12 protein-coding genes are annotated in these 13822 nt (G+C 68.5%); 6 read left to right on the top strand and 6 right to left on the bottom strand.

What is annotated here, in order from left to right; all coding sequences use genetic code 11:
- Positions 1-13 precede the first annotated feature (13 nt).
- Entirely contained in the window at positions 14-2083 is a 2070-nt protein-coding gene (locus FWJ47_RS00985) for a PTS mannitol transporter subunit IICBA (protein WP_147103022.1), read from the top strand.
- A 32-nt stretch (positions 2084-2115) separates the two neighbouring features.
- On the top strand, positions 2116-3264 hold the full coding sequence (locus FWJ47_RS00980; RefSeq protein ID WP_147103020.1) for a mannitol-1-phosphate 5-dehydrogenase: 1149 nt from the start codon (positions 2116-2118) through the stop codon (positions 3262-3264).
- 26 nt (positions 3265-3290) lie between these two features.
- Here the strand turns inward: FWJ47_RS00980 and FWJ47_RS00975 are convergent, their stop codons facing one another.
- Genes FWJ47_RS00975 through FWJ47_RS00965 form a run of 3 tightly spaced genes read right to left on the bottom strand, consistent with a single transcriptional unit; the run spans position 3291 to position 7118 of the window.
- Positions 3291-5309, bottom strand: a complete 2019-nt coding sequence (locus FWJ47_RS00975; RefSeq protein ID WP_147103017.1) for a PTS fructose transporter subunit IIABC — start codon at positions 5307-5309, stop codon at positions 3291-3293.
- A gap of 10 nt (positions 5310-5319) precedes the next feature.
- A complete protein-coding gene (locus FWJ47_RS00970; RefSeq protein ID WP_147103015.1) occupies positions 5320-6315 on the bottom strand; it encodes a 1-phosphofructokinase family hexose kinase in 996 nt (331 codons plus the stop codon).
- The gene (locus FWJ47_RS00965; RefSeq protein WP_147103013.1) at positions 6312-7118 is read right to left on the bottom strand and encodes a DeoR/GlpR family DNA-binding transcription regulator; all 807 of its coding nucleotides are present in this window, start codon (positions 7116-7118) and stop codon (positions 6312-6314) included. Before FWJ47_RS00965 ends, FWJ47_RS00970 begins: the two co-directional genes overlap by 4 nt.
- A 434-nt stretch (positions 7119-7552) precedes the next feature.
- On the opposite strand from FWJ47_RS00965, the gene rplM reads away from it, so the two are divergent.
- The 3 genes from rplM (at position 7553) to glmM (ending at position 9963) form a co-directional block, all read left to right on the top strand.
- Complete coding sequence (gene rplM, locus FWJ47_RS00960) at positions 7553-7996, top strand: 50S ribosomal protein L13 (RefSeq protein ID WP_147108707.1); 444 nt, start codon at positions 7553-7555, stop codon at positions 7994-7996.
- Positions 7997-8016: 20 nt separating this feature from the next.
- Complete coding sequence (rpsI, locus tag FWJ47_RS00955; RefSeq protein ID WP_147103010.1) at positions 8017-8529, top strand: 30S ribosomal protein S9; 513 nt, start codon at positions 8017-8019, stop codon at positions 8527-8529.
- Positions 8530-8610: 81 nt separating this feature from the next.
- Complete coding sequence (gene glmM, locus FWJ47_RS00950; protein WP_147103008.1) at positions 8611-9963, top strand: phosphoglucosamine mutase; 1353 nt, start codon at positions 8611-8613, stop codon at positions 9961-9963.
- A gap of 15 nt (positions 9964-9978) precedes the next feature.
- Here the strand turns inward: glmM and mscL are convergent, their stop codons facing one another.
- Complete coding sequence (mscL, locus tag FWJ47_RS00945) at positions 9979-10521, bottom strand: large conductance mechanosensitive channel protein MscL (RefSeq protein ID WP_147103006.1); 543 nt, start codon at positions 10519-10521, stop codon at positions 9979-9981.
- 49 nt (positions 10522-10570) lie between these two features.
- Here mscL and FWJ47_RS00940 point away from each other — a divergent pair, with 49 nt between their 5' ends.
- A complete protein-coding gene (locus FWJ47_RS00940; protein ID WP_170228421.1) occupies positions 10571-11848 on the top strand; it encodes a CapA family protein in 1278 nt (425 codons plus the stop codon).
- Here the strand turns inward: FWJ47_RS00940 and FWJ47_RS00935 are convergent.
- Together FWJ47_RS00935 and coaA are read right to left on the bottom strand one after the other, a co-directional pair.
- Positions 11845-12699, bottom strand: coding sequence for a M15 family metallopeptidase (locus FWJ47_RS00935; RefSeq protein WP_147103002.1), 855 nt, complete (start codon positions 12697-12699; stop codon positions 11845-11847). The two genes, FWJ47_RS00940 and FWJ47_RS00935, sit on opposite strands and share 4 nt — an antisense overlap.
- A 5-nt stretch (positions 12700-12704) precedes the next feature.
- Positions 12705-13688, bottom strand: coding sequence for a type I pantothenate kinase (gene coaA, locus FWJ47_RS00930; protein ID WP_147108704.1), 984 nt, complete (start codon positions 13686-13688; stop codon positions 12705-12707).
- Positions 13689-13822 lie beyond the last annotated feature (134 nt).

The following is a 13822-nucleotide window of genomic DNA, read 5'->3' as shown; positions in this document are numbered from 1 at the left end:
AGAGGGGCACGCGATGACGACGACGTCACCTGCCGCAGAAGCAGAGTCCGGCGCGCCGGACCAGAAGCAGCCCGGGGCGCTCCGGGTCGGGATCCAGAAGGTCGGGTCCTTCATGTCCGGCATGGTGATGCCGAACATTCCCGCGCTGATCGCATGGGGCATCGCCACCGCGATCATCGTCAACGTCAGTGAGTTCACCGAGGACGGATGGGCTCCCACCAACGCGCTCGACGGCGTGATCTACCCGATCATCCACTACCTGCTGCCGATCCTCATCGCCATGCAGGGCGGCCGGATGGTCTATGACACTCGCGGCGCTGTCGTCGGTGCGGTGGCTGCCGTCGGCACGATCGCCGGCTCCGACTTCTTCATCGACCAGCTCAACGAGACGCTCCCCGAAGCGGAGGAGCTTGAGTACGTCCACATGTTCATCGGCGCGATGATCATGGGTCCGCTGGCCGCCTGGCTGATGAAGAAGATCGACGCCATCTGGGACGGGAAGATCAGACCCGGCTTCGAGATGCTCGTCAACATGTTCTCCGCCGGAATCCTCGGCTTCATCATGCTGGTGGTCGGGTTCTTCCTGCTGGCCCCGCCGATCAACTGGCTCATGGAGACGCTCGGCTCAGCCGTTGAGTGGCTGGTGGACAACAATCTCCTGCCACTGACCTCCCTGCTCATCGAGCCCGCTAAGGTCTTCTTCCTGAACAACGCCATCAACCACGGCGTGCTCACCCCGCTGGGCACCCAGCAGGCGGACGCTGAGGGCAGCTCCATCCTCTTCCTGCTCGAGGCCAACCCCGGCCCGGGTCTCGGTCTGCTGCTCGCTTTCACCGTCTTCGGCGTCGGCGCTGCTCGTGCCACCGCCCCGGGCGCTGCGCTGATCCACTTTGTGGGCGGCATCCACGAGGTCTACTTCCCCTACGTGCTGATGAAGCCGGCCCTGCTGGTCGCTGTGATCGCCGGCGGTGCGACCGGTGTGACCACCAACATGCTGCTCGAGGTCGGCCTGCAGGCGCCTGCCGCCCCCGGTTCAATCATCGCCATCTACCTGCAGTCCGCAGGCGGTGGGGTCGGCAACGTGGTGGGAGTCACCCTCTCCTGGGTCCTCTCCGCAGCGGTGACCTTCGCCGTGGCCGCCCTGATCCTCATCAAGGACCGGAAGAAAGACCTGGCCAGCGAGGATAAGTTCACCTCCGCCGTCGCCAAGACTGAGGCAGCCAAGGGCAAGAAGTCCGAACACCTGGCCAACCTGGCCGCCGGTGCGGGCGCTGTGCCGGCCGCCGCCTCCGCGAAGATCCAGACGATCTACTTCGCCTGCGACGCCGGCATGGGCTCCTCCGCCATGGGCGCCTCAGTGCTCCGCAAGAAGATGAAGGAAGCCGGCATCACCGACATCGACATCACCAACAAGGCGATCCCGAACCTGCCGGGCGACGCGGACCTCGTCATCACCCAGCAGCAGCTCACCGACCGTGCCCGTGGCCAGGAGCCCGACGCCGTCCACGTCTCCGTGGACAGCTTCATGAACGCCCCCGAGTACGACGAGGTCGTGGAGCTGGTCAGGAGCAGCCGCGAGGAGAGCCCTGCCGCTGAGGAGTCATCAGCTCCGGCCGCTCATGCTGAGGCGGAGGGCGGCGTCGCCACAGAGACCGCGGTACTGACCCCGGCGCGGGTGACCATCGTCTCCGGCACCGCCACCAAGGATCAGGCGCTGCAGCAGGCCAACGAGATCCTCGTCTCCGCCGGAGCGGTCACCGAGGACTACCTGCAGGCCATGCGGGACCGTGAGGCGACCGTCTCCACCTTCATGGGCAACGAGCTGGCCATTCCGCACGGCACCAACGAGGCCAAAGACGCGGTCAAGGCCTCCGCGCTGTCCGTCACCCGGTACGACGGCGGGGTGGACTGGTCCGGCGACCAGGTCAGCTTCGTCATCGGCATCGCCGGTGTGGGCGACGAGCACCTGCAGATCCTCTCCCGGATCGCCGAGCTCTTCGCCGAGGAGTCCCAGGTCCAGAAGCTGAAGGAAGCCTCCACCGAGGAGGAGATCTTCCAGATGCTTCAGGCCGTCAACCAGTAGAACCAGCAGCGAACAGACGAGGAGACCGCCTCATGAAGGCAGTGCATTTCGGCGCAGGCAACATCGGCCGCGGATTCGTGGGGCTTCTGCTCCATGAGGGCGGCTATGAGGTGGTCTTCTCCGACGTCGCCGCCCCCCTGGTGGACGCTCTCGCCGCCGCCGAATCGTACACCGTGCACGAGGTCGGCGCCGGCGGGCAGGACAGGACAGTCACCGGCTTCAGGGCGCTCAACTCCGCAGAGAGCCCGGAAGCGGTGGCCGCCGAGGTCGCCGACGCCGACGTCGTGACCACGGCGGTGGGGCCCACCATCCTGAAGCTCATCGCGCCTCACATCCTTGCCGGACTGCGCGAGCGGGCCGAGGATGCGGCTCCGCTGCAGGTCATGGCCTGTGAGAACGCGATCGGCGCCACCGACACCCTTCGCGAGCACATCGCTGAGCTCGCCGGTGAGGAGTGGGGCGCTCTGTCCTCCAATGCAGTCTTCGCCAACACTGCGGTGGACCGCATCGTGCCCGGCCAGCCGTCCGAGGGCGGCATCGACGTCACCGTGGAGCCCTTCTACGAGTGGGCGATCGAGCAGGGCGCCTTCGGCGGCCGGCTCCCCAGCATTCCCGGTGCGCACTTCGTGGACGAGCTCGGCCCGTACATCGAGCGCAAGCTCTTCACCGTCAACACCGGCCACGCCACCGCCGCCTACTTGGGCCAGCGGGCCGGACTGGACGCCATCGCCGAGGCGCTCGCCGACGAGAAGGTCGGAGCAGGCGTCGCCGCCGCCCTCGAGGAGACCTCCGCACTGCTGCGCGCCAAGCACGGCTTCACTGATGAGGAGATGACCGAGTACCGGACCACCATCCTCGATCGCTTCCGCAACCCTGCCCTGCCGGACACCGTGGACCGTGTGGGACGTCAGCCGCTGCGCAAGCTCTCCCGCAGCGAGCGGCTCATCGGCCCCGCAGCCGAGGCCGCTGAGCAGGGCCTGGCGGTGGACGGCCTGCTGAGTGCCGTCGACGCGGCCCTGGAGTTCACCGGAGACGAGCAGGCCCAGCAGCTGCACCAGCTGCTGGACCGAATGCGCGCGGCAGAGGTCTCCCCGGAGGCTGTCACGGCGGAGGTCACTGGGCTGGATCCTGTCCACCCCCTCTTCGACCGCGTCCGCGACATCGTCGCATCCCGTCTCTGAGCTCTCTCCCCGAACGCTGACGGCGGTCAGGCTGAGGCAGCCTGAGGCTCCGCCTTCTGCGCGGGGGCGCGTCGGACCCAGCGCTTCAGCGCGATCACGCTGAGCGCCGTGACGGCAGCGCCGCAGAGGACCGAGGCCAGGAACAGCGGGAAGCTCTCCACCGCGAACGGCACGAACACGCCGCCGTGGGGAGCGAAGGAGGTGACCCCGAAGGCCATGGTCAGCGCGCCGGTGGTCGCTCCGCCCAGCATCGAGGCGGGGAGCACGCGCAGCGGATCTGCCGCGGCGAAGGGGATCGCCCCCTCGGAGATGAAGGCGGCGCCCAGCAGCACGGCCGTCTTTCCGTTCTCCTGCTCCGCGGAGGTGAAGAGCCTCCGGTCCACGAAGGTCGCCAGGGCCATGCCCAGCGGCGGCACCATGCCCGCTGCCATCACCGTGGCCATGATCATCAGCGGGGCATCGGCTCCCGCCGCGACAGCCCCCGAGACGCCTGCGACGGCGAAGGAGTAGGCCACCTTGTTGACCGGGCCGCCGAGGTCCACGCACATCATCAGGCCGAGGATCAGCCCCAGCACGACGGCGGCGGAGCCCGTCATGCCCTCGAGCCACCCCTCCAGGGCGGCGGTCAGCTGTGCGATGGGGCCGCCGAGGAAGAGGACCATGGACCCGGCGGCCACGATGGTGGCCAGCAGCGGGATGATCACTACGGGCATGAGCCCCGCCAGCCAGCGGGGAACGTCCAGCCGGCGGAAACCGGCTGCCACAGCGCCGGCGAGCACACCGCCGACGATGCCGCCGATGAAGCCGGCGTCCATGCTGAGTGCCACCGCGCCGGCCGTGAATCCGGGCGCGATGCCGGGCCGGTCCGCCATGCCGTATGCGATGTATCCGGCCAGTGCGGGAACCAGGAAGTTCATGGCCGCCCCGCCGATGACGAAGAACACCGCGCCGAGGTACCCGCCGAGGGCGCCGAATCCGTGGAACGGGTCAGGCAGCTCAGCCTCGGAGGGCAGGCTCCACAGGGTGCTGCCGAAGGCGATGTCCTCCGCGGCGTCGGTGATGTTGTACCCGCCCAGCAGGAAGCCCAGTGCGATGAGCAGGCCGCCGGCGGCCACGAACGGGATCATGTAGCTCACGCCGGTCATCAGGACCCGCTGGGTCTTCCGGCCGAAGCTCTCCGACTCCTCCTCAGCGTTCTCGGAGGAGCCGCTGTCCTCGACGCTGACCGTCTTGGCCTGCGGGTCCTCGGCGGCGGCCAGGGCTTCGCGCAGCAGCGACTCCGGATCATCGATGCCCCGGCGGACGCGGGAGGCGACCACCGGCTTGCCCACGAACCGCTGCTTGTCGCGGACGTCGACGTCGGCGGCGAAGACGACGGCGGAGGCCTCGGCGATGGCGCTGCGCTCCAGGGGAGCGGAGCCGGCGGAGCCCTGGGTCTCCACCTGCAGCGAGATGCCGAGCCGCTCGGCGGCCTGCTTCAGTGCGTCGGCGGCCATATAGGTGTGGGCGATGCCGGTGGGGCAGGCCGTGACGGCCACCAGGCTCGGAGCGCCCTCCGCGGCGGAGGCTGCGGCCGGCTGGTCGACCGGCTCCTGCGCGTGGCCGCCCAGGGCTGACTGGAGCAGCTCCACGGCGTGGTCGGGGCTCTGCGCTGAGCGCAGCGAGGAGACGAACTCCTCGTCCATCAGCGAGGTGGCGATGGTGGAGAGGATCTTCAGATGCTCCTGGTCGGCGCTCTCGGGAACGATGATGAAGAAGACCAGGTCAGAGGGCTCGTCCGGGTCGAAGGGGACGGGCTGGGGCAGCCGGGCGAAGGCGACTGTGGGGCGGCTGACCGCTGCGGTGCGGCAGTGCGGGATCGCGAAGCCGCCGGGCATGCCGGTGGAGGACTGCTCCTCACGGGCCCATGCGGCCTCGAAGACGGGGTCGGCGCTCTCGGCGCGCCCAGCCAGGACGAGCCGCTCGGCCAGGGCACGGATGACCTCCCGGGGGTGCTCCTCGGTGAGCTCATCCAGGCTGACCAGGTCAGTGGTGGTGATGGACATGGCGGTTTCCTTACTTCGTGGGGGGTAGCTCCTCGACGACGATGTCGAGGATCCTGAGGTCTTGGGGGCGAGGCATGGTGGAGCCCGGCAGGGAGGCTGCGGCCCGGCCCTGGGCGGCGGCGCGCCGCAGACGCTCCTCCGCCGCGGCGCCCCGGTGGGCGGCCAGCACGTACCCGGCGAGCGAGGCGTCGCCGGCGCCGACGGTGCTGCGCACCACGAGCGGGGGTCCGGAGGCGGCGAGGACCGGCGCGTCCGAGGAGGGCTCCGGCACGAGGACGGCTCCGTGCGCGCCGAGGGTCACCAGTGCGGCCCGCACGCCGTGCTTCTGCACGCTGCGGACCAGCTCGGCTGCGAGGCCGCGTTCGCCCTCCAGCTCCGCGGGGCTCACGGCGGGGGAGGCTGCGGCGCCGCATAGGGCGGCGTGGAGCTCCAGCAGCTCCTCGGCATTGGGCTTGATGAGGTCGGGCCCGGAGGCGGCGGCGTGGGCCAGGGCCGGTCCTGAGGCGTCGACGGCGATCGGTGGCGGCTGAGGCCCGCCAGCATTGCGCAGCCCGGCTATGACGTCGGCGTAGAAGGTCTCGGGCATGCCGGGCGGCAGTGAGCCGGCCAGTGCGGCCCAAGACGCGGACCCTGCGCGCCGGATCACGGTCTCGAGGAATGCCTCGACCCGCTCCTGGGGCAGAGCGGGCCCGAGCTCGTTGACCTTGGTGGTGGTGCCGGCAGGGTCGGTGATGGTGATGTTGGTGCGCAGGGGGGTGCCGATCGGCAGCGCCTCGTGGCGCACGGCGAGCTCCTCGAGGGCGGTGAGCACGGGGTCGCCGGGGTCGCCGGGGAGCAGGGCGAGGGAGTCCTCACCGGCTGCGGCCAGCGCGCGTGCGATGTTGACGCCCTTGCCGCCCGGCTCGGCGTGCTGGCCGGCGGCGCGCTGCACCTGTCCCACGGCCAGCGGCGCGGACAGCTCCACGGTCTTGTCCAGGCTCGGGTTGGGGGTGACGGTGAGGATCACGGGGCCACCACCACGGACACCTCGGCCTCGGCCAGGGCATCAGCGAGGGAGGCCGGCGGCGCGGCGTCGGTGATCAGCACGTCGATGTCCTCCAGCCTCGCGAACTGCACCAGGGAGCTGCGGCCCAGCTTCGAGGAGTCGGCGAGCACCACGCGCTGGCGCCCGGCCTCGAGCAGCTCGGTCTTCACGGCGGCCTCCTGCGTGTCAGGGGTGCTCAGCCCGAACCCTGCCTCCACCCCGTTGGTGCCGAGGAAGACGACGTCGGCGCGGCGTCGGCGCAGCGCCGCGGTGGTCTGCACGCCGACGGCGGCTCCGGTGATCCCGCGGATGCTGCCGCCGAGAATCTCGACGTCGACAGAGGGGGAGGAGCTGAGCTTCGCCGCGATGGGCACCGCGTTGGTGATCAGGAAGCGGTGCTCCTCGGGGTCTTCGGCGCTCCTTTCCCCGGGGGCGGTGAGGAGCTCGGCGAGGGCCTCCGTGGTGGTGCCGGCGTCGATGATCATGGAGCCTCCTTCGGCAGGAGGCAGGTACGCGAGCGCCGCATGGGCTATGCGGCGCTTCTCCTCGGCCCGACGGCTCTGCCGCTCCTGGAGCGGCGCCTCGGTCCGCGATGCGGAGGCGGCGGGCACTGCGCCCCCATGGATGCGGCGCAGGGCTCCTTCCGCCTCGAGCTGGTCCAAGTCTCGTCGGACGGTCTCCCGCGTGACGGCGAAGGTGTCAGCGAGCTGCTGGACGCTGACGCTGCCGTCCTGTGTCAGCAGAGCACGGACGCGGCCGTGGCGCTCGGCGGCGAGCAGGGGCATGGGGACCTCCCTCAGAGAGACTGAATGTGGTATGTGCCACATTAGTGTGGGATTTCCCACACAATATCTGTGCAAATCTGTGTTTGCAAGAGGCCTTGCCTGTGCGAGAGGAAGTCGGCAGGTCGAGCGGGATGCAGGTCGACCAGCTTTCCGGTAGAGTGACCAGCTGTTGTGCGTGTCCACCCCTGCCTGGATTCGTGTTGAGGCGGCTCAGTTGCATGGCCATCAAGCCTCCATGGGACGGGACGGGGACCTACGGGCCCGGCATCTTTCCAGCCCTCACCTGGAAAGCCGGAACTGCACCGACATATCAGGGGCGCCCCGCGCGTCCCGGACCTGAAGAGTGAACAGGCACCTGCGCCGTCGTGCATCTCACACACGTGCGGAGGCTGGAGCCTGACCGTAGAACAACCGACCGTAAAGGCATGAACACCGTGCGTACGTACACCCCCAAGCAAGGAGACGCCGACGCTCAGTGGCACGTCATCGACGCCACTGACGTCGTCCTGGGCCGGCTGGCCACCCACGCCGCTGACCTGCTGCGCGGCAAGCACAAGCCGACCTTCGCGCCGCACCAGGACATGGGCGACTTCGTCATCATCATCAACGCCGACAAGGTCGCCGTCACCGGCGACAAGGCCTCCAAGAAGCGCTACTGGAGGCACTCCGGCTTCCCCGGCGGCATCAAGTCCCTCTCCTTCCAGGAGATGATTGAGCGCTTCCCGACCCGAGCTGTGGAGGTTGCCGTCAAGGGCATGGTTCCCCACAACAAGCTCGGCAGCGCCCAGCTGAAGAAGCTGCGCGTCTACGCAGGCAGCGAGCACCCGCACGCCGCTCAGCAGCCCAAGCCCTACGAGATCACCCAGGTCGCTCAGTAGGCGCTGGGAAGGAGCAGAACATGACTCAGACCACTGAAGACACCACCGTGCAGGCATCCGAGACTGAGGAAGTGACCAGCTACACCTCCGAGTCGCAGGCCGCGCCTGAGGCAGCCGAGCAGGCATCGGCTGACCGCAACCTCTCCGTCCCCGGCGCCGCCATCGGCCGCCGCAAGCAGGCCCGTGCCCGCGTCCGGATCGTCCCCGGCTCCGGCAAGTGGACCCTCAACGGCCGCAGCCTGGAGGACTACTTCCCCAACAAGCTGCACCAGCAGGAGGTCAACGACCCCTTCACCCTGCTGGGCCTCAGCGGAGCCTACGACGTCGTCGCGCTGATCGACGGCGGCGGCCCCTCCGGCCAGGCCGGCGCACTGCGCCTGGGCATCTCCCGCGCCCTGAACGGTGTGGACCGTGACCACAACCGCGCGGCCCTGAAGAAGGCCGGCTTCCTGACCCGCGACGCACGCGCCGTGGAGCGGAAGAAGGCTGGGCTGAAGAAGGCCCGCAAGGCCCCGCAGTACTCGAAGCGCTAATCACAGCTTCACTACGAAAACCCCCGCCGGCTCATCCGGCGGGGGTTTTCTCATGGTTGGGCTATTACACTCACCATCAATATGACCAGACTCTTTGGAACTGATGGGGTCCGTGGTGTGGCCAATGGGCTGCTGACCGCGGATCTTGCTCTTCGTCTTTCTCAGTCGGCTGCGGTGGTGCTGGGGGGTGATCAGATCAGTCGTGGGCCTCGGCCGGTGGCTGTGGTGGCTAGGGATCCGCGGGTTTCGGGGGAGTTTCTCTCGGCGGCGGTGCAGGCTGGGATCGCCTCGGTGGGTGTGGATGTCTATGACGCCGGTGTGCTGCCGACCCCGGCGGCGGCGTTCTTGGTGGCTGATATTGATGCTGACTTCGGGGTGATGATCTCGGCGTCGCATAATCCGGCGGCGGATAATGGGATCAAGTTCTTGGCTGCGGGGGGTCATAAGCTTGATGATCGGGCCGAGGACGCGATCGAAGCGCAGATGGCTCAGCAGCCTCCGACCCCGACGGGGGCTGATGTGGGGCGGGTGCAGCGTTTCGCTGATGCGGAGGACCGGTATGTGGTCCATCTGCTGGCCAGTCTGGGCGGGGTCTCGCTGCAGGGGCTGAAGGTCGTCATCGATTGTGCTCATGGGGCCGCCAGCGGGTGTTCGCCGGAGGCGTTCGCTGCTGCTGGTGCCCAGGTGGTGGTCATTGGTGCTGACCCGGATGGTGTCAATATCAATGAGGGGTACGGTTCGACGCATCTGGAGAATCTGCAGCAGGCGGTGGTCTCCCATGGGGCTGATATGGGGGTGGCCCATGATGGGGATGCTGACCGGTGTCTGGCGGTTGATCACACCGGTGCTGTCATCGATGGGGATCAGATCATGGGTGTCCTTGCCCGGGGGCTGAAGGAGGCCGGGGGGCTGGTCGATGACACCCTGGTGGTCACGGTGATGAGCAATCTGGGGCTGAAGCTGGGGATGGCTTCTGCTGGCATCGGGCTGGTGGAGACTGCGGTGGGGGACCGGTATGTGCTCGAGGGCATGCGTGCTGGGGGCTATTCGCTCGGCGGTGAGCAGTCGGGTCATCTGATCTTCTCCGACTATGCCACTACTGGTGATGGGGTGCTGACCGGGCTGCAGCTGGCTGCTCGGGTCGCTAAGACCGGCAAGAGCCTGAAGGAGCTGGCTGATGAGGCGATGACTCGTTTGCCGCAGGTGCTGGTCAATGTCAAAGGGGTCGATAAGGCCAGGGTGAAGACTCATCAGCCGGTGCAGGAGGCGGTGGCGGCCCTGGAGGACCGGCTGGGGGCTGAGGGCAGGGTGCTGCTGCGTCCTTCGGGTACGGAGCCGGTGGTGCGGGTGATGGTCGAGGCCACCCATGCCGAGATCGCCCACGCCGAGTCCCAGGCCCTGGCAGACATCGTCAAAGCAGAACTCACCCTCTAGAGCGCGACGAGCTGCTCAGGCCCTGCCCCAGACGACGTTCTTGGCCCTCCCGAAGAGGCCGGTCTTGGCTTCGGCATCCTCCTTGGCCTTCTCCTCCTCCTCGGCCCTGCGCTCAGCTTCGACGAGCTGCTGGATGAACGCGGGGTTTGTGACCTCGGTCTGGGCCTTGAGTTGGTCGCGGATCTCCTTCAGGAGGGTGATGCTCTCCTCCTCCTCTTCCTCCTCCGGCTCGCCGAGGGCCCTGTTGCGAGCCTCGATGATCCTGCTCATGGGAAGCACCACCACAAAGTAGACGGCAGCCGCGATCAGCAGGAAGTTCACCACAGTGGTGGCCAGCACGCCGAACTGCATCTCAGGGCCGTCGAGCCCAGGGACGGTGTAGGTCCAGAGGTCGTCGAACTCAGGCTCGGAACCGCCGATCAGCTGGGCGACCAGCGGCATGAGGACGCTTTCGACAAAGGCATTCACCACGGCGCCGAAGGCAGCGCCCAGTACGACGGCGACCGCAAGGTCAACAACATTTCCCTGTTTGATGAAGGCGAAGAATCCTTTGAGCATCAACCGATCCTATGCGCGGGAGGGTTCCGGGCCCATAGACTCACTGATGATGAGGACACGGACCCGAGGAGCCCTGATGCTCGCCGCTGCGGCCGCCGCCCTTGCCGGCTGCGGCACGGAGGCGCCCGAGGACGCCGGGGAGAGCCCCGGCCCTGCCTCAGCGGAGCCCTCGGAGGCCCACCAGGAGCAGCCCGAGGAGCCGGCGCCAGAGGCTGAGGAGGAGTCCGGCGCGTTCACCATCCTCTCCGCGGGGGACGTGCTCATCCATGACGCGATCATTGCTGCCGCGGAGCAGCAGGACGGCAGCTACGACTTCGCTGAGGGCCTCTCCGGCGTCGAGCACTGGGTGTCCGGCGCGGACCTGGCGCTCTGCGGGATGGAGGTGCCGATCGTCCCGCCCGGCACGGAGCCGGTCGGGTATCCGGTCTTCGGCGCTCCGGACGAGCTCGCCGACTCGCTGGCGCAGACCGGGTTCCACGGCTGCACCACCGCTACCAACCACTCACTCGACATGGGGGTGGACGGTGTGCAGCACACCCTGGACACCTTCGACGCCGCCGGACTGGGGCATGCGGGCACCGCCCGCACTGAGGAGGAGGCCGCCGAGCCTCAGCTCTACACCCTGGAGCGCGGGGACCGGGAGATCGTCGTCGCGCATGTGGCGAACACTCAGATCCACAACGACCCCTTCTACCCGCCCCAGGAGACCCCCTGGGTGGTCGCCGACGGGGACGCCGAGGAGATGAGCGCGCAGGCGGAGCAGGCCCGAGCCGACGGCGCGGACCTGGTGATCGCCTCAGTGCACTGGGGCGAGGAGTACGCCCACGCCCCCAACGAGGAGCAGAACGAGTACGCGTCGGAGCTGGCGGAGGCCGGGCAGATCGACCTCGTGTTCGGCAACCACAGCCACACGCCGCAGCCGCTGGAGCAGCTCGACGGCGGCCCGGACGGCGAGGGTATGTGGGTGACCTGGTCGCTGGGCAACTTCTTCACCAACCAGGACGAGGAGTGCTGCGTCCCCGAGACAGCGACCGGCATCATGGCGCTGGCTCAGGCGGAGGTCGACGACGACGGAGCCCGCATCACGGGGCTGGAATGGTCCCCGGTCACTGTGGACCGGGAGGGGGCCAGCCGCGGGGAGGAGACCTTCCGCGGCATCTACCCGTTGGCCGAGCTGCTGGACGGCGAGCATGAGCACGAGATTCCCGACGAGGTCCTCGAGGACCGCTGGGAGCGCGTCGTCGACGTCATGGGGGAGGACGCCCTGGCCGCCGAGCCGCCGGAGCCCACGGGTGAGGCCCCCGACGTCGTGCCCCGCTCAGGCTAACGGTCGACGGCCGGATCCTCCAGGTAGTCGTACTCGTAGTCAGGGGCTGGAGGCTGGTCCCAGTGCTCCTCGAGGGTGACGCCCTCCTCGAAGACCTCCGCGGCGGCTTCGACGCCGAGGTAGCGCAGGTGCCAGGGCTCGTACTGGTAGCCGGTGATGTCTTCGGCGCCCTCGGGGTAGCGGATGATGAACCCGAACTCATGGGCGTGCTCGGCCACCCATTCCCCCTCCGGCATGCCGCCGAAGGATTCGAGCAGCTCGTCAGGGTGGGAGTCCTCGGTGAGGATGTCCACGGCGAGCCCGGTCTGGTGCTCGGAGTAGCCCGGCCGGGCGGAGCGGGCGTCGGTCCATTCCTGACCGTGCTCCCAGTACCAGCTGTCGTAGAGGGCGAACTGGTGCTCGTAGTCCCGATAGGCGGTGGTGACGGCCAGGGCATGGCCTTCCTCCGCGGCGGCGGCGAACAGCTCCTCAAGGGCCCCGGCAGCCTCCTCGCGGAGCTGCTGGCCCTCATAGTGCTGGAAGATATCGAGTTCGCGCAGGTCCGAGGGCACATGGTCGGCCGGCTCCAGCGGGTTTCGCTTGTTCACCAGCACATAGGTGGAGTCGGGGTCCCAGCTCGCCTCTGAGGCGGGAGCGTCGTCGTCCGCCTCTTCGGCCTGCTCCGTCTCAGGCTCCTCCGCCGTCGGCGGTGCGCCCTCACCTTCAGGGGTGGGCGCTGGGATGCTCTGCTGAGCGGGCGTCTGCTCCGGGCTCTCCCCGTTGTCGGGTGTGCAGGCGGCCAGCCCGGCCGCGCCGCCGATGGCCAGCAGCGTCCGGCGGGACAGGTAGGGAGCGGGACGGTCAGAGCGCATAGGATTCAGATCTTTCGGAGCAGCACCCGGTTGGTGGTGTGGTCCTCGCCCTTGACCATCACCAGTTTTGCTCGGGAACGGGTGGGAGCGATGTTCTCGCGAAGGTTGGGGCCGTTGATGCGGTTCCAGATGTCGGTGGCCCAGTTGGTGGCGGCCTCGTCGCTCAGGGAGGCGTAGCGGTGGAAGTAGCTGCCGGGCTTGGCGAAGGCAGAGTCCCGCCACCGCATGAACCGTTCCACATACCACTTCTTGATGTATTCGGGACGGGCGTCCACGTAGATGCTGAAGTCGAAGAAGTCGCTCAGCGCCAGCCCGGTGGTCCCGTCGAACCGTGGGCGGGCCGGCTGCAGCACGTTGAGCCCCTCCACGATCAGCACGTCCGGGCGACGCACGACGACGCGCTCCTCGGGGACGATGTCGTACTTCAGGTGGGAGTACTTGGGGGCGGTCACCTCAGGGCGGCCGGACTTCACCTCGGAGACGAACCGCAGCAGCGCTCGCCGGTCGTAGGCCTCCGGGAAGCCCTTGCGGTCCATGATGCCGCGACGCTCCAGCTCCGCGTTGGGGTACAGGAACCCGTCAGTGGTGACCAGCTCCACCCGGGGTGTGGAGGACCAGCGCGAGAGCATCTCCTGCAGCACGCGCGCCGTCGTCGACTTCCCCACCGCCACCGAGCCGGCGACGCCGATCACGAACGGGGTGCGCCGGGTGTCGCCGCCGAGGAACTCATTGGTGCGGTGCCGCAGGTCCGCGTTGGCCTCCACATAGATGGACAGCAGCCGGCTCAGCGGCAGGTAGATCTGCTCCACCTCGTTGAGGCTCAGGTGCTCGCCGATGCCGCGGAGACGATCGACATCGTCCTGGTTGAGCGGCTGCTCGATGGTGTCGGCCAAATGCGCCCACGTGTCACGGTCCAACCCCACGAACGGGGAGCTGGTGCGGACCTCCTCCGCCGGGGGTGAGTCGGCCCAGGCGGCGGCGCTGCCCATCCGTGGGACGGGTGCGGTGTGCAGGGCAGGCTTCTGCGGCGGGAGCCGGTGGTCAGGCCGGGCCTCGGCGCGCTCGTGGGCAGAGTGGTCAGGTGCGGACACCCTGACACGATAGCGGCTCGGCGTCCTGCAGG

Source organism: Nesterenkonia populi (genome assembly GCF_007994735.1).
Taxonomy (GTDB): domain Bacteria; phylum Actinomycetota; class Actinomycetes; order Actinomycetales; family Micrococcaceae; genus Nesterenkonia; species Nesterenkonia populi.
Note: the sequence above shows the minus strand (reverse complement) of the source record. Positions and strands in the feature narration are given on the sequence as shown.